Origin of the sequence: Streptomyces sp. NPDC007157 (assembly GCF_040634235.1) — a bacterium.
In the GTDB taxonomy this organism is placed as follows: Bacteria; Actinomycetota; Actinomycetes; order Streptomycetales; family Streptomycetaceae; genus Streptomyces.
This window is the reverse complement of sequence record NZ_JBEYFE010000015.1, coordinates 122,282-145,568: the sequence shown is the minus strand read 5'-3', so window position 1 is coordinate 145,568 and position 23,287 is coordinate 122,282. Positions and strand designations below refer to the sequence as shown.

Here is a 23,287-nt window from a genome sequence, read left to right as displayed (position 1 = left end):
GGCGTGCTCAACTCACAGGCGGAGCGGGCCGGTTCACAGCCGTCGGCCCCGGCCCCTTATTGGTTTGCCGCCGGTGGGGCAGGTCGGATAGGAAGCTCGCATGCTTACGGGTAGCAAGGTCGGGCTCAGGGCCCGGTACGAGGCGGACGTCCCGGTCCTGCAGGCCGAGCTCCACGGCGACGTGGTCAGCGCCTCGCGGGCCAACGGCCGGCCGTGGCGGCCGTTCACGCCCGGCTCGAAGGAAGCGCCGTTCGTGGTGGCCGACGAGGTGGAAGGGAACGTCTCCTTCTCCGTGGTGGAGCTGGACGGCGGCACGCTGGTCGGCAGCGCGATGCTGTGGGGCATCGACACCCACAACCGCGCCGCGCACGTCGGGCTTGGGCTGCTGCCGTCCGCCCGCGGCAAGGGCTACGGCACCGACGTGGTCGCCGTGCTGTGCCACTACGGCTTCGTCGTGCGCGGCCTGCACCGGCTCCAGGTCGACACACTGGCGGACAACACCGCGATGCTGCGCTCCGCCGAGCGCAACGGCTTCGTCCGCGAGGGTGTACTGCGCTCCGCGGCCTGGGTGATGGGCGAGTTCCTGGACGAGGTGCTGCTCGGCCTCCTCGCCCGGGACTGGAAGCCGGCCTCGGAGGGCTAGACCCGGGCTGGACCGCCGTCCGACGGTCGGGAGAGCGCAGACGCGGACGGTCATCTGGGACGGAGATGACTGACATCCCGGGTCATCGCCGTGTGAAGGGAAGCATGGTGGGCGGTAAAGCGCTGTGCACGGTGAGAGTCACACCTCCTGCGAAGAAGGTCCCCGTGTCCCAGTCGTCCTCCGAAGTCCGCTCCACGCGCCGGAAGCCCGCCGCCGAGCCCGCCCACGGGGTGCCTGGCTGGCTGATCGCGCTGTTCGCCGTCGCCTCCGGCATGACGGTCGCCAACCTGTACTACGCCCAGCCCCTGCTGTCCGAGCTGCGCGGCGTCTTCCACATCAGCGAGGCCACCGCGGGTGCGCTGATCACGCTCACCCAGGTCGGCTACGTGATCGGCATGGTCTTCCTGGTTCCGCTCGGTGACCGGCTGGAGAAGCGGAGCCTGATCACCGCCCTGCTGACGATCACCACGCTCGCCCTGGTGGCGGCCGGTCTCGCGACCGGCTTCCCCATGCTGCTGATCGCCTCCCTGATCAGCGGCGCCACGTCGGTGGTCGCGCAGATCCTGGTGCCGTTCGCCGCGAGTCTGGCACCCGACCACGCCCGGGGCCGGGTCGTCGGCCGGGTCATGAGCGGCCTGCTCACCGGCATCCTGCTGTCCCGCACGCTCAGCAGCCTGGTCTCCAGCGTCGCCGGCTGGCGGGTCGTCTACCTGGGCTCGGCCGTCCTGATGGCGCTGCTGGGCGTGGCCCTGCGGCTGGCCCTGCCCCGGCACGCACCGACCACGTCCGTGCCGTACCACGATGTGCTGCGCTCCACGCTGGCGCTGGTGCGCAGGCACCCCGCGCTGCTGCGCCGCGGCCTCTACCAGGCGGCGATGTTCGGTGCCTTCAGCGCCTTCTGGACCACCGTCTCGTACGTCCTGACCGGGCCGCACTTCCACTACTCAGCCGTCGGTGTCGGTGTGTTCGCGCTGGTCGGAGCCGCCGGTGCGGCCGTGGCGCCGCTCGCCGGACGCTGGGCCGACCACGGGCTGACCCGGAGGATGACCGGTGTCGCGCTCGCGCTCGCCGCGCTGGCCTTCGTCATAGCCGGCTTCGGTCAGCACAGCGTGCTTCTGATCGCCCTCGGAGCCATCGTGCTGGACGCGGCCGTCCAGACCAGCCTCATCCTCGGCCAGCACACCGTCTACCAACTCGACCCCCTCGCCCGCGCCCGCCTCAACAGCGCCTTCATCGCGATCTTCTTCATCGGCGGCGCCCTCGGCTCGCAGATCGGCTCGATCGCCTACCGGGCCGGCGGCTGGAGCGCGGTCAGCCTCTTCGGGGCGGCCCTGCCGGTGCTGGCGCTGCTGTACTGGCTGACCGAGCGCCGGCAGAGCGCGAAGCGACCTGCGTAGCGCCGTACGGCCGCCGTACGGGCGAACCCGGGGTCCGGTTGCCGCCGGGCGCCCGGCCGACACTCCCCGGTCCGTGCCGACGGGAGCCGGCGGCTGCCTAGGATGCAGCGAAGATCGCCGCCTTGTTGAAGCGGGGCGCTGCGCCGGTGGGAGCGGATGATGGACCTACGGCAGATGGAAGTCGTCGTCGCGGTGGCGGACGCGGGCGGATTCACGGCGGCGGCGCGGCGGCTGCACGTGGTCCAGTCCGCGGTCTCCGGCACGGTCCGCGCACTCGAACGCGAGCTGGGCACCGCGCTGTTCACCCGGACCACCCACCGGGTGGGGCTCACCCCGGCCGGCGAGGCGTTCGTACCGGCGGCACGGCAGGCGCTGCGCGCCGCCGAGCTGGCCCGCGAGGCGGTCGACGCGGCCAAGGGGGAGCTGCGCGGCCGGGTGACGGTCGGCACGATGCAGGGGGTGTGGGCGAACCTGCACCATGCGCTGGCCGCGCTGCGGGCGGAACACCCCCGGGTGGTGGTGCGGCTGCGGCAGGCCGCGGTCATCGACCTCCGGCAGGCGCTGCGGGAGGGCACGGTGGACCTGGCGGTGGTGGCGCTGGACCGCCAGCAGCAGCGCGGGCTGGTGACCAGGCTGCTGTCCCACGAGGAGATGGTGCTGGTGGCCTCGCCACGCCGGAGCCTCGCCGCGGGCGGCCCCGAGGGCACGGTCGACCTGGCCGACATCGCCGAGCTGCCCCAGGTGGAGTTCACCCCCGGCTGGGCGATCCGCGACGCGGCCGACCGCGCGTTCCGGGCGGCCGGCGTCGAGCGGGCCACGACCTTCGAGGTCAACGACATCGTGGCCGCGTCCGAACTGGTCCGTAACGACCTCGGCGTCTGCATCATGCCGCCGACCGTCGCCCACCGCTTCCCGGACCTGACCACCTACCGCTTCACCCGCCACGCGCCGAGCTGGAAGGTGATGGTGGTACGCCCGCCCGGCGAGCCCCCGGCGGCGGTCGCGGCACTGCTGCGCCACATGACCTGACCCGGCACTCCGGCCGGCGCACCCCAGCCCGGCTCGCCCAGCCCGGAAGCCCCTCCGTCGCCACGCACACGGCCCCACGCCCCGGCGCACACGCGACACCGGCGCCACACACAGCACCTCGGAGCGCCGCCCGCAGGACACCGCCCTCGGCTCCACGGCACCACACACGCGACACCGGCGTCACCTCGCGGCGGGTTCGGGGCCGCGAGGTGCACGGGGGTGTGGGAGCTGTCAGAAGGTGTCGGCGTCGGGGATCACGTGCATCGCGGCCTCCTCCGCCGAAGCGCCGGCGCCGTCCAGGCCCCGGTCGGAGGCGAACAGGTCGGTCTCGGTGTTCTCGTGGGCGCCCTCGTCCGGTGCGACGAGCCGTCCGGCGCGGCCGTCGCCGACCTCGTCGTCGAGGAGCTCGCCGTCCGTGTCCCAGGCGTCTCCGATGTCGTCGCCCTCCGGGACGGCGAGGTCCGGGACCTCCTCGGCGAGCCGTTCGTCGAGGGTCTCGCCGCGCCGGCCCTCCGCCGCCGTGACGCCCGTGTGCTCCACGGCCCAGGGCCGCTCCGGCGGCGAGTAGCCCTCGTCCAGGGCCTCCTCGCCGGCCCGGTAGTCCAGGGTGTCCGACGCGTCCAGCAGACCCGCGTCGTCCTGCACCTCCGAACCGTCCGGCTGGTAGACGTCGTCACCCATCGCCTCGTCGGTCATACGTGCTCCATCGTCGCTCGGGCCATCGGTTCGATCCGGCCGTCATCGGAAAGGTTAGGAGGTCCGGGCCGCGTCCCGGGGGCGTTCTCGGCGGCCGTCCGCCGCCACTGTGCCGGTGACAGGCCGTACGTCTCCCGGAAGGCGCGGCTGAAGTGGGAGGGGCTGGTGAAGCCCCAGCGGGCGGCCACCGCGGCGATGGGCAGGTGGGCCGACCCGGGCCGGGCGAGCTCCTCGCGGGCCGCCTCCAGCCGCCGGGTCCGCAGCCAGGCGCCGACGGTGGTGCCGTGGCGCTGGAAGAGAAGGTGCAGGTAGCGCAGCGAGATGGCGTGCTGGTCGGCGATGTCCCGCGGGGTGAGTCCGGGCTCGCCCAGCCGGGTCCGCAGCGACGCGGTGATCCGCTCCCACAGGGCGGGCTCCGGCGGCCGGCCGGCCTGGTCGAGGGCGACGGTGGCCAGGATCTCCGCCGCGGCGCGGGCGAGTTGTTCGCGCCGGACCGGACCGGCCCGGCCGACCTCGTCGACGAGCCCGTCGAGGAGCGGCAGCAGCAGGGCCGCCGCGCCCCCTTCGGCCTCGTCCACCACCGTGGCCGTCAGCGCGTGCAGGTGCCGTTCCTCCAGACGCAGCACGGCGCGGGGCACCATGAGGATCCGCGCCCGCTGGCGCTCCGGGAACACGATCCGGAACGGCCGCCGGGCGTCGTGGAAGGCCGTTCGGCCGGGGCTGAGTTCGGCGGTGCGGCCGTCCTGGAGCAGCAGGGCGGTGCCGGTCAGCTGACGGCGGACCAGGATGTGGGTGCGCGGGTCGGCGGCCACCGCGCGGGCACTGCGCAGAACGGTTCCGGGGCCGGACTCCTCGGTGGCGATCTGGAGGGCGCCCAGGCGTTGGGCGGTGAGCTCGCCCGTCCAGGGGCGGCCCTGGTCGCGGTCCTGGTCCACCGTGACCTCCAGGTCGACGAAGGTCTCCGAAAGCGCCCGCTGCCAGGCCGCGGGGCGGTCGCCGGGGGCCAGGTCCCGGATGGCGTGGGACACCGCCGTCAGCATGGCGTGCCGCCCGCCCGCACCCGGTCCAGCCAGTCCGTCGGTGACAGCCCGAAGGTCTCGCGGAAGGCCTTGCCGAACCCGGCGGAGCCGGTGAAGCCCCAGCGGCGGGCGACCTGGCCCAGGCTGACGGCGCCGGACGGCCGGGCGGCGAGTTCCCTGCGGCACTCGTGCAGGCGCAGTTCGCGGATCCACCGGCACACCGTGGTGTCCTCGGTCTGGAAGAGCCGGTGCAGAGAGCGGACCGAGATGCCGTGGACCCCGGCGATGACGGACGGGGTGAGTCCCGGGTCCGACAGATGCCAGCGGATGTACGTCTTGACGCGCAGCAGCAGCGCGCCGTCGGCACCCGGCAGTTCGGCGGGGTCCGCCCCCAGCTGCTCCGCCGCGGTGGCGGCCACCAGGTCGATGACGCTCCCGGCCAGCCGCTCGGCCGTCGGTGTGGCATACGACTCGGAGGTGTCCGCCAGCCGCTCCAGCAGGGGCGCGAGCAGCGCGGGGAGCCCGCCGCCGGGGTGTACCGCGCGGCCGGTGAGCTGCCGCACGTCGGCCTCCCGAAGCTGCAGCAGCCGGCGCGGGACCGCGAAGATCTTCAGCCGGAAGCGTTCCGGGAAGGTGGTGCGGAACGGGCGTACGGTCTCGAAGAACCCGATGTCTCCGGGACCCAACTCGGTTCTGCGGCCGTCCTGTTCGACGCGGGCCCGGCCGGTGCTCTGGACGGCGACGAAGACCTGGTGCCCGTCGCCGCGGGCGATGAAGCGCGGCGCCCGGTGGACCTGGCCGGGGTCGGCTTCCACCGTGGTGATCTGCAGGTCCCCGAGCCGGTCGGTCCGCAGGGTCGCGTCGTAGGCGCCGCCCGGGGTGGCGATGTCCATCCCCACCAGGGTGTCGAACACGGCGTCGTGCCAGTAGTCCAGGCTCTCGCCCGGCGGCACCGAGCGGGTGGTCAGAACCTTGGTCCGGGCACCCGGCGAGGCGTTCGGAAAGACCCCGGTTCGGGCACCCGCCGAGACGGTCGGACGCCGACGTCTCTCCTCGTGGGAGCCGATCGCGGTTGGCATGCCCTGAGTCTCGCCGGGCGGGTGACCTCGCCGCATCAGTCGGCCGACTGGTCCTCAGCCCGTTCTCAGCCCGTTCTCGGCAGGTTCTCGGCCGCCCCTCGGCCGGTTCCGTGCCCGTCAGGACAGCCGGGCCCGCAGAAAGGCACAACCCGTCCCGATCGCGGCCCGGGTGGGCCCGCTGCCGGCGAGGGCGTGCAGCGCCACGAAGTCGTGGATCGTGCCGAGGAAGCGCACGGACTGCGCGTCCACACCTGCCTCGGTCAGCCGGCGCGCGTACAGCTCGCCCTCGTCGCGGGCCACGTCGGCCTCGGCGGTGACGACCAGGGCCGGTGGCAGTCCCGCCAGTTGCTCCGGGCGGGCCCGCAGCGGTGCCGCGGTGGGTTCGGCGCGCCGGGCCGGGTCGGGGACGTACCGGGCCCAGTAGCCGCGCAGCGCCCGGCGGGTGAGCAGGTAGCCGGTGGCGAACTGGCGTTGCGACGCGCTGTCGCAGCGGGCGTCGGTGAGCGGGTAGTAGAGCAGCTGCGCGGCGATCCGCGGCCCGTGCCGGGCCTTCGCCAGCATCGTCACGGCGGCCGCCAGCGTGGCCCCGGCACAGTCGCCCGCCACCGCCAGCCGGCCCTGGTCCAGGCCGAGTTCACCGGCCCGGCCGGCCGCCCACGCCAGCAGGGCGTAGCACTCCTCCAGGGCCAGCGGGTAGCGGGCCTCGGGGGTGCGGCTGTACTCGGGGACGAGCGCGCACACGCCCGCGCCGGTGACGAGTTCGCTGATGAGGCGGGCGTGGGTCTGTGCGTCACCGAGCGTCCACCGGCCGCCGTGCAGGTACAGGAGGGTCGGGAGCGGGCCGGTGGCCGCCGCGGGCCGGACGGTCCAGTAGCCGAGCAGCCCCGCCGGGCCGACGGGGGCCACCTGGAAGGCCGCGGCCACGTCGAAGTCCCCGAAGCGGTCGGCCTGGGACTCGCGCAGCGCCCGCCGTGCCGTGTCCGGCCCCAGGTCGTCAAGGGCGGGCGGGGCGGCGGAGGCGGTGACCAGGCGCTGCACCGCACGGTCGAGGACGACGGCCGTACCCGCCGGTCCGGGCCCCATGGGCGTGCCTCCGTCCGGGCCGCCTGCCCCCCTCACCGGCCCTGCACCAGGTCGCGCAGCTGATGGCGGCTGCTGATGCCGAGCTTGGGATACACCTTGTAGAGGTGCGAGCCGACCGTGCGCGGGGAGAGGAAGAGCCGTTCGCCGATCTCCCGGTTGGACAGGCCGCTCGCCACCAGCTGGACGATCTGCCGCTGCTGTGCCGTCAGCTCCTGAAGCGGGCCGCCTGCCTCGGGGGCGGGGGCGGCTCCACTGGCCCGCAGTTCGCGGCCGGCGGCGGCCGCGAGCGGGCCGGCGCCGAGGCGTTCGGCGGTCTCCAGGACGGTGGTCAGCTGCCCGCGCGCCTCCCGGGTCCGGCGGCAACGGCGCAGCCAGTGGGCGTAGTTGAGGCGGACATGGCCGCACTCCCACGGCCAGCGGTTCGCCGCGTGGTTGACCAGGGCGAGCTGGAAGTTCTCCTCGGCCTCCTCGTCCGGGCCGAGCAGGGCGGTCGCGTGGTGCAGGAGCAGTGTCATCCGGGTGCTGGGCCGGTCCCCCTGGTCCGTGCGCACCCGCTCCAGGATCGGCAGCGCCTCGGCCGGCCGGCCGGTCCGCTGGGCCGTGACGGCGAGTTCGGCGATGCTGCGCGGCGACAGGAAGGGGTGCAGCGGCGAGCCGTCGGCGGTGAACAGCTCACGCAGCCGCCGCCAGGCGTCGTCCCAGTCCCCGCGCGCCATGGCGGCGAGGCCGCGGGCGCGCAGCAGACGGGCGTGGGTGGCCCGGTTCTCGTCCAGGCAGACGGCGCGCCAGACGGCCGGGGTGAGCCAGGGCCCGGCGGGGAGGGTGCCGCGCAGCGCCCGCAGGGTCAGCGTCTGGGTCTCCAGGTCGGCCCGCAGGCGCGGCAGGCGCAGCACCGCCGCCTCGGTCATGGCGTTCTGGAGCACGGTCTGGGCCTCGGTGAACCGGCCGACGGCCAGGAGGGTGTCCACCAGTCCGAGCACCGACCAGCCGCGCAGACCGAAGGCGCGGGCGGCACGCAGCCGGTCGTCGGCCAGGCGGGACTGCCCGAGGTCCAGGTCGGCCTCGTCGGCGTGGTGGGCCACCGCGGCGGCCGCCAGCCGGCCGGCCGGCGCGTCCGGACCGGCGAGCGGTGCGCGGGGCGGCCGACCGAGACCACGCCACGCACCGGTGGCGGTCCCGGGCCGCGCCACCACGGCGACCAGCGCTTCCATGGCCCGCCGGGTACCGGGCGCGTCCAGCCGCCCGAGCGGCCCGGCCGCACCGGGATGCCCCGGCTCGGTCCCGTCCCCCCGCCGACCGCCCGGCGCATCCAGGTGCCCCGGAGACCCGGTCGCCCCAGGGAGGCCCGGCCCGCCGTCACCGCCCCCCGGCACCTCCGGCCGGCCGGGACGCCCGGTCACTCCCGGGTGCCCCGGCTCACCCCCGTCGGCACTGCGGGCCCGTTCGAGGAGCGTGGGCAGGGCGGCGCGGTGCTCGGGCAGTCCGGACTGGGCGGCGACGCCTGCCGCCAGGCCCGCCAGGGTGAGCGCGAGTGGTCGGCCGATCCGGGGAAAGTGCTCCGAGGCGGCGGCCAGCACCTCGAAGGCCTCGCGCTGGGCGGACTCGTGGCACAGGACGGAGGCCAGGGCACCGGCCGCGACGCAGACGGACTCCGGCTCGGCGGATTCCCGCAGGAGCCGGCCGTACAGGTCCCGTACCCAGCCGGGGTCGCCCACCGCTTGCGCGGCCGTCAGGGCCTCGGCCAGCCGGCGGGCGTGTTCCGGTCGCCGCGGGCTGAGCCGGGCCGCCTGTTCCAGGGCGTGGGCGGCCTGTACGGCGTCGCCGCGCCGCCACGCGGAGGTCTCCAGCCCGGCGGCGACGAACGCGTCGGCGCCCACGGTGGCGGCGGCCAGGTGACGGGCCCTGTCCTCCGGCAGTACGGCGACCTCGGCGAGGTCCCGGTGGGCCTGCTGGCGCTCGGCCGCCGGGTGCCGCAGATACGCCGCCGGCCGCGCCAGCGGATGCCGGAAGACGAGCCGGTCCTCGGCCAGCGAGACGAGTCCGGCCGCCTCCGCCGGGGCCCACACCGCGAGGTCGCCGGTGTCCAGGGCCGTCATGACGGCGGCGACGCTCTCGCCGGGCCCGGCGGCCGCCGCGTACAGCAGGGCGCGCCGGGTGCCGGCGGGGAGCGCGTCGAGTCGTCCGCCGAAGACGGGCTCGGCGGGCGCGCGCCGCACCGCTCCGGCGGGGCCGGGCGCGCGGCGGCTCAGTTCGGCCAGGGCCAGCGGGTTGCCCTCGGCCTCCGCCAGGATCTCCAGCCGGTGCCGGCCGGTGGGCGGCGCCGGCTGCCGGTCAAGGAGGACGGCGGCCGACGCGCCGTCCAGCGGGCCCAGGTTCAGGGTCTCGGTGCCGGGGGGCAGGCCGGGCAGGGCGGCCTCGTGGCGGGCGGCGAGCAGCACCGTCAGCGGCCGGCCGGCCAGCAGCCGGGCGGCGGCGAACAGCGCCGCCACGGTGGCGCGGTCGCACAGGTCGGCGTCGTCCACGCACACCAGCACCGGCCGGGCGGCGGCGAGCCGGTCGAGCAGCGCGGTCAGCGCCGCCCGCAGCTCTCCCTCGTCCGGCCGGTCGTCTCCGTGGAGTACGGCCGTCAGCACCCGGCGGGACACGGCGGGCAGGGCGGCCATCTCCGGCACCGGCGGTGCCAGCAACTGCTGCAGACAGGCCCGGGCATGCTGTGGGTCACCGGCCCAGCCCTGCGCCGAGAGCACCGACACGCCCCGGCCGGCGGCCAGTTCACGGACGCGCCGCAGCAGGGCCGTACGTCCGATCCCCTCCTCGCCGAGGACCAGCAGGGTCCGGGGAGTGCCGGGCTCGCGTGTCACGCACCGCAGGATCCGCTCGATCTCGCCGTCCCGGCCCAGCACGGCGGCCTCGGCGGCTGTCGCGGACTGCTGAGGTGACTGGACCGTCATGCACGTACTCCCGTGGCGGTGGACGTTCTCCCTGACCAGAGGCATCGTTCCGGAGGCCGGGCAGCCGCGCTTCTGTCACATGACCAGTCACCCGCGGCGGCTGCCACGCAGACCGCCGCTGGCAGGATTGCCGTATCAGCACCCCCCGATGACCCCCGACGACCCCGCTGGCCCCTCAGTCCCCCCACGCCCCCCCACGACCCCGATGACAAGGACCGCAGCGCTCATGCACACCGGCACCGACCGTCCCACCGATCCGGTCGTCCTGGGCCGGGCCGACGAACTGGCCAGGCTGGACCGGCTGCTCGGGGCGGTGGACGGCGGCGGCCCCCAGGTGCTGGTGCTGACCGGGGAGCCGGGGGCGGGCAAGAGCACCCTCGTGGACCGGGCGGCCGAGCGGGGGCGGGCGCTGGGCTTCGGCATCCTGCGGGTGCGCGGCAGCGAGGGCGAGACCGGCCTCGGTCTGTCCGGCGTGCACCAGTTGCTGCATCCGCTGCTGCCCGGCGACGGTCTGCCCACGGCGCACCGGGAGGCTCTGGACCAGGCCTTCGGCCCGGGTGCGGCGAAGTACGAACTGCGCCTCGACCAGTTGTCGCTGTGCGTCGGTGTGCTCGGGCTCATCACCGAGGCCGCGGCGCACCGGCCGCTGCTCCTGCTGGTGGACGACGCCCAGTGGCTGGACCTCGGCTCGGTGGACGTGCTGGCCTTCCTCGCCCGGCGGCTGGAGAGCAGGCCGGTGGTGCTGCTGCTGGCCGCCCGTGAGGACGGCGTGCCGGCCCGGTTCGACCGGGACTTCCCGCAGGTGACCGTCGGCCCGCTGAGCCGGACGGCGGCCGGGCAGCTGCTGGACGCGCAGCCGGATCCGCCCCGGGGCAGGGCGCGCGCGGAGATCCTCCGGCAGGCGGCCGGCAATCCGCTGGCCCTGATCGAGCTGCCGCGCGCCCTGGCCCGGGGCCGGGCGGCGGGCGCCGGAGGAAGCGCCGGAGGCACAGGCGGCGCCGGAGCTGCTGCTCTTCCGCTCACCGCGCGGCTGGAGAACCTGTTCGCCGCCGATCTGCCCGATCTGCCCGCGCCCACCCGGGAGGCTCTGCTGCTGGTGGCCGCGGCGGGCACGGCGGAGCTGACCGACCTCGTCCGCGCCGCCCCGGAGCTGGACGTCGTCCGGGCCCTGGACCCGGCCGAGCGGGTCGGCCTGGTCCGGGTGGCGGACGGCCGGGTGCTGCCGCGGCACCCGCTGGTCCGCTCGGCCGTCTACCACGCGGCCTCCTTCCACGAGCGCAGGAGGGCCCATCTCGCCCTGGCCGCCGCGCTCACCGGGGAGCCGGACCGCCGCGCCTGGCATCTGGCCGCGGCGGCGACCGGCCAGGACGCGGAGGTCGCCGACGCCCTGGCGGAGAGCGCCGAGCGGGCCCGGGGCCGGGGCGGTTACGCGGCGGCCGCGAGCGCGCTGGAACGCGCCGCCGAGCTGACCCCGGATCCGAAGCTGCGCGCCCGGCGGCTGCTGACGGCCGCGCAGTCGGCGATGTTCGCCGGTCACCCGCAGTGGGTCGGCGAGATGAGCGGCCGGGTCGGCGGTCTGACCGAGGATCCCCTGCTGCGCGCCGAGGCCTCGCTGCTGGGCGGGTGGGCCCTCGGGGTCACGCTGCGCCACGAGGAGGCGCTGGCGCTGCTGCTCGGCGTCGCCGAGGCCACCGCCGCCTCCGTTCCGGGCCTGGCCCTGGGCGCCCTGAGCACGGCCGCGACGTCCGTCTACAACTCCGGTGCGCCCTACCACCGGGCGGAACTCCGCCGGATCGGCGGCCTGATCGACGGGGCCGGCGATCCGGCCGGCCGCTCCTGGGCCCTGGCGGTCGTCGACCCCCATCGTGAACGGGCGCTGCTCATGGGCCACCTGGCGGAGGGACTGGCCGAGCTGGCCCGGGAGGAGAGCCTCGGGAACCTCACCGCGGTGGGCGGCACGGCGTGGATCCTGGACGAGACCGAACAGGCGGTACGCGTCCTCGGCCGCACCATCGACGTCCTGCGCCGCGCGGGCAGCGCGGGTACGAACGCGACCGTGACCCAGGCGCTCGCCCTCGCCCTGTTCGAGAACGGCTCGTGGACGGCGGCCGAGGAGGCGGCCGACGAGGCGTTCTGGATGGCGACGGAGGCGGGCGCCGACAACGTGAGCGTGGGCGCGCGGATCCTGCGGGCCACGCTCCACGCGCTGCGGGGCGACCCGGCGGCGGCCCGGACCCGGGCGGCGGAGGCCGTACGAGGGGTGGACCTGCGCAGGTCCCTGAGTCTCCAGGTCCGGCACCGGCACGCCCTGGGCATGGCCGCGTTCGTCGCCGGGGACCACGCCGGCGCCTACGAGCACCTGCGCGCCGCCTTCACCCGCGACTTCCGCCCCGCCCCCGTCCACTACCACGCCTCCCTCTACTACCTGGGCGACCTGGCCGCCGCCGCGGTTCGCGCCGGACGGACGGACGACGCGCGCACGGTGGTCGACGGCGTGACGCGGGAGCTGAGGCCCGACCCCTCCCCGCGGCTGGCCGCCGTACTGCACCGGGCCACCGCCCTGCTGACCGACACCGACGACGCCGAGCGGCACTTCCGGGCCGCGCTCGACGGCTCCGGCACCGACTGCTGGCCGTTCGAGAAGGCGCTGGCCCACCTCGACTTCGGCGAGTGGCTGCGCCGGCGCCGCCGCGGTGCCGAGGCCCGCCGGCATCTCGATGCGGCGCTGGAGTGCTTCGAGCGGCTGGACGCCCGCCCCTGGGCCGAGCGGGCGGCGGCGGAACTGCGGGCGGCGGGCACGGCGGGGGCCACGGCTCCGGCCGGTGTACTCACCCCGCAGGAACGCCAGATCGCCGAACTGGCCGCCCAGGGCCTGACCAACCGCGACATCGCGGCCCGGCTCTATCTCTCGCCCCGCACGGTCGGCTACCACCTGCACAAGGTCTTCCCCAAGCTGGGCATCACGGCCAGGGCCCAGCTCCGGGACGCCCTCACCACGGAGGAGGACACCGGCGCCTGAGGGCCGCCCACCGGGCCGGTCGCGGCGCCGTGACCCGGTGCTCAGGTCAGCAGTCGTACCCAGCTGGCACCGAGTTCGTCGAGCATCTGCTCGTGCGTGAGCCCCCAGTCGGCGCGACCGCAGTTCTGGGCGACGAAGTCGAGTTCGGCCATCGCGAGAACGCCCCGGAAGCGGCGCTGGTGGGGCTCGAAGCGCCCGGCCCTCGTCAGCCCGTCCTCGATGTCGCCGATGGCCTCCGCCATCCAGCGCTCGACCAGGCCGGCCAGCTCCGGCTCGACCACCGCGGCATCGCGGCCGATACGGATGAGCGGCCGGGTGGCCGGCCAGCTGTCGGCGGTGCGCCGCAGCCAGGTTGTGATCGCCTCCGGCGTCCCGTCGGCCACGGTGTCGGCGAGGTCCTGTGCGGTGGAGCCCGGCTCGGACGAACCGAGGCGCCGCAGAGCCTCGTCGAGCTGCTCGTCGATGAGCGCCCTCATCAGTTCGCAGCGGGAGGGGAAGTACGCGTAGAAGGTCACGCGGGTGGTGCCCGCCGCGGTCGCGATGTCGTCGACCGTGGTGGCGGCGTACCCCTTGGACTTGAACAGTTCGAGTCCCGACTCCAGCAGCAGACGGCGTGTCATCTGCTTCTGCGCCTGCCGAAGGTTCGCCATGACCGGACCTTAGCGCCCCGGCGCACATCGAGCGTACGGACCGGCTTCTGACCATACGCCGTGCACCGATCCTTTACATGCCGTAAGACCGAAGTGGCGTCCGTTCGCACCGCCCGGGCCGGCCCTGCGACCAGCCACGACGGCACCACAGCCGGTCGACGGCCGGCACCGCGCCGACAACGCCGGTGCGTGCGGTTGTAGTCCGTCGTGCGGCACGGGATGCTGAGTGAGCACGAGGGGAAGCGGTGCCATGGATCGTTTTCCGAATGCTCCCAACGTCGAATTCCACAGCCCCCTGGACCTCACCAAGGCCGCCGTCGCGGTGCTGGACGCGGATGGCCGCATCTCCGGCTGGAGCACCTCGGCCCAGCGTCTGCTCGGACATGCGCCCGAGGAAGTGCTCGGCCGCTCGGCCGACCGGCTGCTGGCGGCGGCCCCGGGTCCGCGACTGTCCGCCCTCTGCAAGGCTCGCCGGCCCCGCAGCACGGTCCTGGACCTGCGCTGCCGGGACGGTCGCACCCTGCGCGCCGCCGTGACGTTCAGTCCACTCACGCACCAGGGCCTCGCCGCGACCGTGGTGGTCGCGGCGGAGCTGACGGCCCTGCGGGCCTGGGAGGCCCAGCTGGCGATGTTGCAGGGGCTGGCGACCGAGTCCTCCGTGGGTCTGACCATCTTCGACACGGACATGCGCGTCGTCTGGGGAAACGTCTCCACCGACCTGGAGCTGGCGGGGGTCGCCCAGTACGTCGGCCGGCCCGCCTCGGCTCTCTTCCCCGAGGGCGAGTTCATCTCCCGCCACCACCCTCCGGACGAGGACCAGGTGATGGAGCAGGTGCTGAAGACGGGCGAACCGATCCTCGGCATGCACTATCGCGGGCGCGCCCCCGCCGACCCGGTGCGCGAGCACGTCTGGTCGTGCTCGTACTACCGGCTGGTGGACGCCAGGGGCGAACCTCTGGGGCTGTTCGAGGAGTCCCTGGACATCACCGACCGCTACCGCGCCCAGGAACGGCTGTCGCTGCTCGTACGGGCGGGAAAGCGCATCGGCGCCTCGCTGGACGTGCGGCGTACGGCCGCCGAGCTGGCCGACGTGGCGGTGCCGCAGCTGGCCGACGAGGTGCTGGTGGATCTGCCGCCGGCGGTCATCGAGGGACGGCAGCCGCCGACCCGTTCGGCGCCGGGGCACAATCTGCTGCGGATGCACGGCCGTACCCCGGAGGAGTTCCGGACCAGCCCGGTCTCCTATCCGCCGTCGTCACCGCAGGCGCTGAGCCTGGCCACCAACCGCCCCGTCGTCGGTGCCTCCCCGCCGCCGGGAGAAGGGGTCTCGGCCGCCCGGCACTCCGACCTCTTCGTCCCGTTGCTCGCCCGCGACGCGGTCCTCGGTCTCGCCACCTTCCGGCGCAGCAACAACCCGGACCCCTTCGGACCCGAGGAGCAGACGCTCGCGGTGGAGCTGGCCGAGCGGGCCGCCGTGGGAATCGACAACGCCCGCCGCTACACCAGCCAGCACGCGGCCGCCCTGGTGCTGCAGCGCAGCCTGCTGCCCCAGCGGCTGCCCGAGCAGAGCGCGGTCGAGGTGGCGTACCGCTATCTGCCCGCCGACAGCCGGGTGGGAGTGGGCGGCGACTGGTTCGACCTGATCCCGCTGTCCGGTGCCAGGGTGGGGCTGACCGTCGGCGACGTGGTCGGCCACGGTGTGCACGCGGCCGCGACCATGGGCCGGCTGCGCGCCACCGTACGGACCCTGGCGCTGCTGGACCTGGACCCGGCCGAGTTGCTGACCCGGCTGGACGGCCTGGTCGGGCAGGACGCGGAACCCGACGAGGCCGACGGGCTGAGCGACGAGGCCCTCGGCGTGACCTGCCTCTACGCGATCTACGACCCGGTCGGCGGCCGCTGCGTCTGGGCGAGCGCGGGCCATCCCCCGCCGATCGTGGCCGACGCGAGCGGCTCGGTGGCCCTGTCCGCGCCGGCGCCGGGGCCGCCCCTGGGGCTGGGCAGCCTGCCGTACGAGAACGTCGAGCTGAGCCTGTCCGACGGCAGTGTGGTGGCGCTCTTCACCGACGGTGTCGTGGAGGACCGGCGCACCGACATCGACAGCGGGATCGACCGTCTCGCCCACGTGCTCACCTGGCAGCGCTGCCCGCTGGAGGAACTGTGCGACCGGGCGATGTCGACCCTGCCGCCCGGGCCCCAGGCGGACGACGCCACGCTGCTGCTGGTGCGCACCCGGCGGCTGGGCGCCGACCGCGTGACGGACCTGGAACTGCCGCCGGACCCGGCCATGGTGGCGGACGCCCGCACGGACACCGAGCGCCAGCTGGAGGACTGGGGCCTGTCCGAACTGTCCTTCACCGCCGCGCTGGTGGTGAGCGAACTGGTCACCAACAGCATCCGGTACGCCACCGGTCCCGTGCTGCTACGGCTGATCAGGGACCGCAGTCTGCTCTGCGAGGTCTCCGACAACGCACACACGGCACCTCATCTGCGACGCGCCCGCCGTGACGACGAGGGAGGCCGCGGGCTGTTCCTCGTCGCCCAGGTCTCCCAGCGCTGGGGCACCCGCTACACCGCGTCCGGAAAGACCATCTGGGCGGAGCTGGCCATCCCCTAGCGCTGACGCCGGGGTTCACCGCACGGGGCCGTGTCACCGACCGGGCCGGGAACGAACGAAGTTCGGCGTTCAGCGACTTTATTGCTCAAGCCATTGCGACCCACAGAGAGCGGCCCGAGGACCGAGTGAAGCCGTTGCACAGGAAATCCACCCCCGCCCCATCCGATTCGACTTGAACGTTCACGCAATCCGGGAGTACCGTGAACGTTGAATGCTGAACATTTCGGGATCCCTGCGTGAAAGGAAGCGCCTCATGAGCGCAGTGCTGACACCCACGGTGGACGTGCGACGCGCCGACCGACGCCTGGCCAGCCGGCTGTCGTGGCTCGACTCCAAGCACTCCTTCTCCCTCGGCACCCACCGGCCGGACCCGGCCAACACCCACCACGGCCTGCTGCTGGTCAACAACGAGGATCTGGTGCAACCGGGCACAGGATTCGACACCCACCCGCACCAGGACATGGAGATCGTCACCTGGGTCCTGCGGGGCTCCCTGGTCCACCAGGACTCCAGCGGCCACTCCGGCGTGATCTACCCCGGCCTGGCCCAGCGCATGAGCGCCGGCACCGGCATCCTGCACTCGGAGAAGAACGACTCCTACCGGTCGGCCGGCGAACGCCCCTCCGACCCGGTGCACTTCGTCCAGATGTGGGTCCTACCCGACGAGGCCGGCGTCACCCCGGGCTACGAACAGCTCGAAATCGACGCCGAGTTGCTGGCCGGCGGACTGGTCACAGTCGCCTCCGGCATGGACCGGCACCGGGACGCCAGCGCCATCCGGATCCAGAACCGACACGCGGCGCTGCACGCGGCCCGGCTGCGCCCGGGACAGCAGGTGACCCTCCCCGAGGCGCCCTACCTGCACCTGTTCGTCGCACGCGGTTCGGTGGACCTGGAAGGCGCGGGCACCCTCGACGAGGGCGACGCGGCACGCTTCACCGCCACCGGCGGCCACCGGATCAGCGCCACCACCCCCGCCGAAATCCTCATCTGGGAAATGCACGCCACGGTCGCCCTGTGACGAGGTCTCCCCGAAGCCCCGGGCTCTTTGGGGGTTCGGGCTCTGCGAGCGAGCCCGCCACCTCGTGTCAACGACGCCGCTGGTCGGGCCGCAGATCGAAGTCGCCGTAGCTGTTGTCGACCGGGTTGACCGTGACCCCGGGGGCCACGATGTCGTCGATGGCGTCGAGCACGTCGGCCGGGAGCGTGACGTCGGCGGCGGGCAGGAACGCCGCCAACTGCTCCATGGTGCGCGGCCCGATGATCGCCGAGGTGACGCCAGGGTGGTTGACGACGAAGGCGACGGCGAGCTCGATGAGGGTGAGTCCGGCCTTCTCGGCCAGGACGGCGAGCTGCTCGACGGCGTCGAGCTTGCGCTGGTTGGCCGGGGCGTCCATGTCGAAGCGGGCCCGGGGGCGTGCCGCCGAGGCAGGCCCCCCGAAAGCGCTCTTGCGGTAGCGGCCCGAGAGCCAGCCGCCGGCGAGCGGGCTGTAGGTGAGGGTGCCCATGCCGTGGCGTCGCACCGTGGGCAGCACGTCCTCCTCGATGCCGCGGACCAGGATCGAGTACGGCGGCTGCTCGGTCACGAACCGCTCCAGGTGCCGCTCCCGGGAGGCCCACTGGGCCTCGACGATCTGGGAGCCGGAGTACGAGGAGGAGCCGAGGTAACGGACCTTGCCCTGGCGCACGAGATCGGAGAGCGCGCCGAGGGTCTCCGAGACGTCGGTGTCCGGGCTGGGACGGTGGACCTGGTAGAGGTCGATGTGATCGGTGCCCAGGCGCCGCAGGGAGTTCTCCACCGCGCGGATGATCCAGCGCCGTGAACCGCCACGCTGGTTGGGGTCGTCCTGGTCCATCGGCATGAAGAACTTGGTGGCCAGGAACACCTCTTCGCGCCGGCCCTTGAGCGCCTTGCCGACGATCTCCTCCGAGACGCCGGCGGAGTAGACGTCCGCGGTGTCGACGAAGTTGATGCCCGCGTCGAGGGCGCGGTGAATGATCCGTACGGAGTCTGCTTCGTCCTCGTTGCCCCAGGGTCCGAACATCATCGCGCCCAGGCAGAGCGGGCTGACCTGGACACCGGTGCGGCCGAGCGGTCGGTACTGCATGGAAGGGTTCTCCCGGTTCTCGTAATCCATATGGTTCACGCGGTTCATGCGGTTCATGCGGTTCATGCTGGTGGTGCTGTTGACGCGGTTCGCGTGATTCGCGCGGTCAGTCGGTCCCGGAGGGGACGACCGTGCCGGTGGTCGTCCAGCTGGCGAGGAGGGCGAGGGCCGCCCGTTCCGGAGAGTCCGGTTCCGGGGTGTAGAAGTTGAGGCGGAGACCGGGGTCGGACGGCAGGTCCATCGCCTCGTACGGCAGGGCGAGAGCCCCGACCAGCGGGTGGTGGAGGTTCTTCACGCCGGAGCGGTGGAACCTCACGTCGTGGCGGGCCCACCGGGCCGCGAACGCGTCGCTCCTGGTCGTCAGCTCTCCGATCAGGTCGGTCAGCGCCTTGTCGTGCGGTGCCCGGCCCGTCTCGGTGCGCAGGAAGGCCACCGAGTCGTCGGCCCCCTCGTCCCAGTCGGCCCAGAAATCCTTGCTCGCCGGGTCCAGGAACATGAAACGGGCGCTGTTGACCGGCCCCCGCTGGGCGAACAGCGGCGATTCGAAGACCGGTGCGTACAGCGCGCGCCCCAAGGCGTTGGCGGCCACGATGTCGAACCGGGCGTTGCGCACGAACGCCGGCACCCCGGTCATCGAGTCCAGCAGCCGCAGGATCGTGGGCCGCACCCGGGACGAGGTCACCGTGGCCCGCCGGCCCGGCGGTGTCGACGCACGGGCCAGGTCGTAGAGGTGGGTGCGCTCGGCCTCGTCGAGCCGCAGGGCGTGCGCGAGGGCTTCGAGCACCGAGTCCGAGGCGCCGGAGAGGTTTCCGCGTTCGAGGCGGACGTAGTAGTCCACGCTCATGCCCGCGAGCAGGGCGACCTCCTCACGGCGCAGGCCCGCGACGCGGCGGTTCCCGCCGTAGACCGGCAGTCCGGCCTGCTCCGGGGTGATCCGTGCCCGCCGGGTGCTCAGGAACTCGCGGACCTCGGCGGCCAGGCCCTTCTTGTCAGCGCCGGCCATGACCGGACTCCGCAGGCGTGTGCCGCGGCGCCGGCGACGGACTTGACGCGAGGCGGACGGTGGCTTCGGCGGGTGTCAGGGACACGGGAACTCCTCCTGATCAGCGTGAATCTCGTGCCGGCGCCTCCACGGTAGGTCCGTGGGCGACGGCCTGCGAGGTACTACGAGTACCTGGAAGAGCAGTGACTCCCACCCGCGGTCCCGCACGCGCTTCCCTGGAGAGGACCGAGGCCGGGCCACCCGGGACCGAGCCCGGATCCGACACCACGAAAGGACACCCCGATGCAGACCCTCACCCTCAACAACGGCGTCCAGATGCCCGCTCTCGGGCTCGGCGTCTTCCAGACCCCGCCCGACGAGACCCGGGCGGCCGTCGCGGCCGCCCTCGACCTCGGCTACCGGCACATCGACACGGCCGCCGCGTACGGCAACGAGCGCGAGGTCGGCCAGGCCGTCCGCGATTCCGGAGTGCCCCGCGACGACATCTTCGTCGAGACGAAGATCTGGATCAGCGACTACGGGTACGACGAGACCCTGCACGGTTTCGACAAGAGCGCCACGAAACTCGGCGTCGACCGGATCGACCTGCTCATCCTGCACCAGGCGCTGCCGGCGGACTTCGACAGGACCCGGGCGGCCTACCGCGCGCTGGAGAAGCTCCTGGCCGACGGCAAGGTCCGGGCCATCGGCGTCAGCAACTTCATGGTCGACCATCTGACCGCGCTGCTCGACGCCACCGCCGTCGTCCCCGCCGTCAACCAGCTGGAGATCCACCCCTACTTCCAGCAGCGTGCCGTCCTCGACTTCGACGACGAGCACGGCATCCTCAACCAGGCGTGGTCCCCCATCGGCGGAATCACCTTCTACCCGGGATACGGCGAGAACCGCAGGAGCGTCCTGGAGGACACCGTCGTCACCGGCATCGCCGAGGCACACGGCAAGAGCCCGGCCCAGGTGCTGCTGCGCTGGGGCGTTCAGCACGGCCGTTCCGTGATCCCCAAGTCGACCAGGCGTCACCGGATCGGCGAGAACATCGACATCTTCGACTTCGAACTCACGGCGGACGAGCTGAAGGCCCTCGACGCCCTGGAGACCGGCCGGCGCGGCGGCCCCGAACCGGAGGCCGTCACCCTCGCGAAGTACGGCCGCGCCATCCCCGAAGCCTGATCCTCCCAAACCCGCTCACGCACCTGGGCGGCGAGTTCCGGCAGGAGGGCGTCGGCCGGAACATGGACGTCCAGGCGGACTCCGACCGTACCGACGGTGTCGGCATTGGCATTGGCATTGGCGTCGGAAAGCCGGCAGGAACCGGTCCGGACGCCAGTCTCTTCCTCCTTTCGGGTACCTCAGGCAGGTCCCGTCGTCACGGTGAGAGCACCACAAAAGTGAGAGTGAGAGCACCACAAGACGGAGAGAGGCACGCCATGACCACGCAGACCGCGCCACTCGCCGAGCCCCTGTCCACTGCGCAACCGGGCGGACCGCCCCAGAAGACGACGGCCGTGCCCGGCGGCACTGCCGGGGCCGCACACCGGCCCGCCCTCGAACCCGCCACACCTCCGGCAACCGTGCTGCCCGCCCGCTGCCGCGGGATGATGGCGGAAGCCGCCAGAGGGGCGGAGCCGTTCACGACACACACAAGGGTCCGTCCGAGTGCCGCCTCGCACCGCATACCGCATGTCCACTGAGCCGTACGCCGCCCCGGCCGGCCGCACCGCCATGTTCCGGCAGCCCGCCGCCTGGTGGCCAGCGCTCCGGCGCACACCGGTGTCCCTGTGGAACGACGACATCACGGACTACGCGGCGGCGTTGACGTACTACGCGATCCTGACCGTCCTCCCGGCTCTGCTGGCGACGGTCCTGGCGTTCGGTCTGATCAGCCCGGACACGGCCGAGGAGTTCATCGGCCACGTCACCGCGTACGCCCCGGCCGACTCAGGTGCCGACCTCCACACCGTCCTGTCCCACGCCCTGGACACGGACGGCACGGCGTGGCCGCTGCTGGTGACCAGTACGGCCAGCGCACTGTGGTCGGCCTCCAGCTATCTCGCCGTCTGCCGCCGCGCCCTGCACCGTATGCACCATGTCGAGGACCGGCGCTCGACCTGGCGCAAGGCGCACCGCATCGTGCTGACCGCGCTCGTGGTGCTCGCTCTGCTCCTCGTCGGCTCGCTCACCCTGCTGCTGACCGGGCCGCTCGCGGAGGCCGTCGGCCGGATCCTCGGCATGGACACCACCGCGGCCTGGGCGTGGAGCCTGCTGCGCTGGCCCGTGCTGCTCTGCCTGGTCGCCCTCCTGGTCGTGGTCGTCTTCCACACCGGCCCGGCCGCCGCGCGCCGACGCGGGCGCAGCCTGCCCGGCGGCGCGCTGGCCGCCGCGCTGTGGCTGGCCGTGTCCGCGGGCTTCTCGTCGTACGCCACGACGCTCGGCGCCTACAGCAGGCTGTACGGCTCGCTCTCCGGCAGCGTCGTCTTCCTCGTCTGGCTGTGGCTGTCGAACCTGGCGCTGCTCACCGGAGCGCAGTTCGCCGCGGAACTCGCCAAGCCGGCCGGCCCGGCGACCCCGCCGTCGCGGTCACGGAGGCGGTAGCGGCCCCGGGCGGGTCGGCCGGATCGCCCGGACCTGCCTCAGCTCGGCGGGAGCGGGAAGAAGCCGCTGGTACGGGCCTTGTGTTCGAGGGCAGGTGCTGCCGCGTGGCCACCGACTCGGGGGCTTGGACGGGGTGTTCGGGGACCATGCGGGCGAGCACCACCCGGCCGGGGTCGACGCGGTCCTCGCCGACCGGGGTGACCACGAACGTCTCGGTGGCGTCGCGGCGTTGCGGCCGGTTCATCTCGTAACCGAACCGCACCCGCGGACCGGACGCCGTATGTCCGACCCGTGGGTCAGGAGGTGAGGATGGAGATGCCGTCGCCGAGCAGTTTCAGTCCGAGGACGAAGAACAGGACCGCCATCACGGCGACATTGTGCTGGGCCGCCCAGTCCTTCCAGTTGCCGAGCGTGGCCTTGGCGCGCTCCCCTCCGAGCAGGAAGACTCCCAGCGGGGCCAGCAGGCCGAGGGTGGCGATCACGACGAAGATCGCCAGAGACCCGATCTGCTCCCCCAGCGGCAGGTTCGCCGAGCCGATCGCGGCGCCTGCGGCGATGGTCAGCGGGGCGTTCTTGGCGTTCAGCGCCGCCAGGGCCAGTCCGAGTCCGAAGACCTTGACCGGTGTGAGGCGGTCGATCGCGCTCATCCACTTCGGAAGCCGGGCCTGCGAGGGATCCTTGGGGCGTCGGTGCCACTGCCGCGCGCCGAAGAGGACGAGGAAGAGGCCGAGCGCGAGTTTGAGGGCTCCCACCCAGGTGGCCGGGTGCTTGTGGGTGGAGGCACCCGCCGGGGAGGCGATCGCGAGCATCACCGCGCCCAGGACCGAGAGTCCCAGGATCCAGCCGACGGTGAAGAGGACTCCGTTGAGACGTCCCCGAGGCGTGGCGAGGATGAGGATGACGGCGATGATCGGGAGCGGGCTGACCGCGACGGCGGCCGCGAAGCCCAGTATGTCACCGAGAACTGCGCCCATGGCTGCCTCCGTGTGGGGTCAGGGCGGCGATCCGGTGGGGCAGGGCCTGACGCGAGAGAGTGCCTCGACCGCCTCGGCGGTGCGACAGGTCGGCGTGCGGCCGGCTGCGTCTTTGTGCTCATGGCCGTGCTCAAGTGGCTGCCAGGGAAGGGAAACGACGATGTGCTCGGCACGTCCCACCGGATCCATCTTCCTGCGCCCAGGCGGATCTGTCCTCGGGAGCTACTCGGGACTACTCGGGACTACTCGGGACTGCTCGGGAGATCCCCGGGGGCTTTCGGGGGCGGGAGGGCCCGGCCCCGGCACCCCGGGGTGCCGGGGTTTCCCCGGATGCGAGGCAGCGTATCCGTGGTGAGGATTGAGAGGTGAGGGCGATGGTGCCTCATCTTCCGGCGCTTGGTACCCCTCGCACCGATCCGTGGCAGGAGAG

General features: G+C 73.6%; 17 protein-coding genes and 1 pseudogene. 8 read left to right on the top strand and 10 right to left on the bottom strand.

Features of this window, described 5'->3' with window-relative positions; all coding sequences use genetic code 11:
- Window positions 1-100: 100 nt before the first annotated feature.
- The 3 genes from ABZ642_RS26485 to ABZ642_RS26475 all read left to right on the top strand — a co-directional run bounded on the left by ABZ642_RS26485 (window position 101) and on the right by ABZ642_RS26475 (window position 3,069).
- A complete protein-coding gene (locus ABZ642_RS26485; protein WP_360488907.1) occupies window positions 101-643 on the top strand; it encodes a GNAT family protein in 543 nt (180 codons plus the stop codon).
- A 164-nt stretch (window positions 644-807) separates the two neighbouring features.
- Window positions 808-2,040, top strand: a complete 1,233-nt coding sequence (locus ABZ642_RS26480) for an MFS transporter (RefSeq protein WP_360488905.1) — start codon at window positions 808-810, stop codon at window positions 2,038-2,040.
- Between the two features lie 159 nt (window positions 2,041-2,199).
- Complete coding sequence (locus tag ABZ642_RS26475) at window positions 2,200-3,069, top strand: LysR family transcriptional regulator (RefSeq protein ID WP_360488903.1); 870 nt, start codon at window positions 2,200-2,202, stop codon at window positions 3,067-3,069.
- A 231-nt stretch (window positions 3,070-3,300) separates the two neighbouring features.
- On the opposite strand, the gene ABZ642_RS26470 is transcribed toward ABZ642_RS26475, so the two are convergent.
- The 5 genes from ABZ642_RS26470 to ABZ642_RS26450 form a co-directional block, all read right to left on the bottom strand.
- A complete protein-coding gene (locus tag ABZ642_RS26470) occupies window positions 3,301-3,765 on the bottom strand; it encodes a DUF5709 domain-containing protein (RefSeq protein ID WP_360488901.1) in 465 nt (154 codons plus the stop codon).
- Complete coding sequence (locus ABZ642_RS26465; protein WP_360488899.1) at window positions 3,762-4,793, bottom strand: helix-turn-helix domain-containing protein; 1,032 nt, start codon at window positions 4,791-4,793, stop codon at window positions 3,762-3,764. The genes ABZ642_RS26470 and ABZ642_RS26465 overlap by 4 nt, the downstream gene beginning before the upstream one ends.
- 5 nt (window positions 4,794-4,798) lie before the next feature.
- Window positions 4,799-5,863 carry a helix-turn-helix domain-containing protein gene (locus tag ABZ642_RS26460; RefSeq protein WP_360488897.1) on the bottom strand — a complete coding sequence of 355 codons (1,065 nt, stop codon included), beginning with the start codon at window positions 5,861-5,863 and terminating at the stop codon, window positions 4,799-4,801.
- Window positions 5,864-5,980: 117 nt separating this feature from the next.
- On the bottom strand, window positions 5,981-6,946 hold the full coding sequence (locus tag ABZ642_RS26455; RefSeq protein ID WP_360488895.1) for an alpha/beta hydrolase: 966 nt from the start codon (window positions 6,944-6,946) through the stop codon (window positions 5,981-5,983).
- A gap of 32 nt (window positions 6,947-6,978) precedes the next feature.
- Window positions 6,979-9,897, bottom strand: coding sequence for an AAA family ATPase (locus ABZ642_RS26450; protein ID WP_360488893.1), 2,919 nt, complete (start codon window positions 9,895-9,897; stop codon window positions 6,979-6,981).
- A gap of 226 nt (window positions 9,898-10,123) precedes the next feature.
- Between ABZ642_RS26450 and ABZ642_RS26445 the strand changes: the two genes are divergently transcribed.
- Window positions 10,124-12,916, top strand: coding sequence for a LuxR family transcriptional regulator (locus ABZ642_RS26445; protein ID WP_360488891.1), 2,793 nt, complete (start codon window positions 10,124-10,126; stop codon window positions 12,914-12,916).
- 41 nt (window positions 12,917-12,957) lie between these two features.
- Here ABZ642_RS26445 and ABZ642_RS26440 read toward each other — a convergent pair whose 3' ends face one another.
- A complete protein-coding gene (locus ABZ642_RS26440; RefSeq protein ID WP_360488890.1) occupies window positions 12,958-13,566 on the bottom strand; it encodes a TetR/AcrR family transcriptional regulator in 609 nt (202 codons plus the stop codon).
- A 250-nt stretch (window positions 13,567-13,816) separates the two neighbouring features.
- On the opposite strand from ABZ642_RS26440, the gene ABZ642_RS26435 reads away from it, so the two are divergent.
- Together ABZ642_RS26435 and ABZ642_RS26430 are read left to right on the top strand one after the other, a co-directional pair.
- Window positions 13,817-16,183 (top strand): SpoIIE family protein phosphatase, encoded by a 2,367-nt coding sequence (locus ABZ642_RS26435; protein WP_360488888.1) that lies wholly within the window; start codon window positions 13,817-13,819, stop codon window positions 16,181-16,183.
- Between the two features lie 253 nt (window positions 16,184-16,436).
- On the top strand, window positions 16,437-17,204 hold the full coding sequence (locus tag ABZ642_RS26430) for a pirin family protein (protein WP_360488886.1): 768 nt from the start codon (window positions 16,437-16,439) through the stop codon (window positions 17,202-17,204).
- A gap of 67 nt (window positions 17,205-17,271) precedes the next feature.
- Here the strand turns inward: ABZ642_RS26430 and ABZ642_RS26425 are convergent, their stop codons facing one another.
- Complete coding sequence (locus ABZ642_RS26425; RefSeq protein WP_360488995.1) at window positions 17,272-18,291, bottom strand: aldo/keto reductase; 1,020 nt, start codon at window positions 18,289-18,291, stop codon at window positions 17,272-17,274.
- Window positions 18,292-18,397: 106 nt separating this feature from the next.
- Window positions 18,398-19,294 (bottom strand): helix-turn-helix transcriptional regulator, encoded by an 897-nt coding sequence (locus ABZ642_RS26420; RefSeq protein WP_360488884.1) that lies wholly within the window; start codon window positions 19,292-19,294, stop codon window positions 18,398-18,400.
- Window positions 19,295-19,576: 282 nt separating this feature from the next.
- Between ABZ642_RS26420 and ABZ642_RS26415 the strand changes: the two genes are divergently transcribed.
- Both ABZ642_RS26415 and ABZ642_RS26410 read left to right on the top strand, forming a co-directional pair.
- Window positions 19,577-20,461 (top strand): aldo/keto reductase, encoded by an 885-nt coding sequence (locus tag ABZ642_RS26415; protein WP_360488882.1) that lies wholly within the window; start codon window positions 19,577-19,579, stop codon window positions 20,459-20,461.
- Window positions 20,462-20,971: 510 nt separating this feature from the next.
- Window positions 20,972-21,883: a YihY/virulence factor BrkB family protein gene (locus tag ABZ642_RS26410; protein ID WP_360488880.1), complete on the top strand. Its 912-nt coding sequence runs from the start codon at window positions 20,972-20,974 to the stop codon at window positions 21,881-21,883.
- Window positions 21,884-21,971: 88 nt separating this feature from the next.
- Here ABZ642_RS26410 and ABZ642_RS26405 read toward each other — a convergent pair.
- Window positions 21,972-22,148 (bottom strand): annotated as a pseudogene (locus tag ABZ642_RS26405) (amine oxidase); the annotation flags it as partial.
- Between the two features lie 31 nt (window positions 22,149-22,179).
- On the bottom strand, window positions 22,180-22,857 hold the full coding sequence (locus ABZ642_RS26400) for a GAP family protein (protein ID WP_360488878.1): 678 nt from the start codon (window positions 22,855-22,857) through the stop codon (window positions 22,180-22,182).
- Window positions 22,858-23,287: the final 430 nt, after the last annotated feature.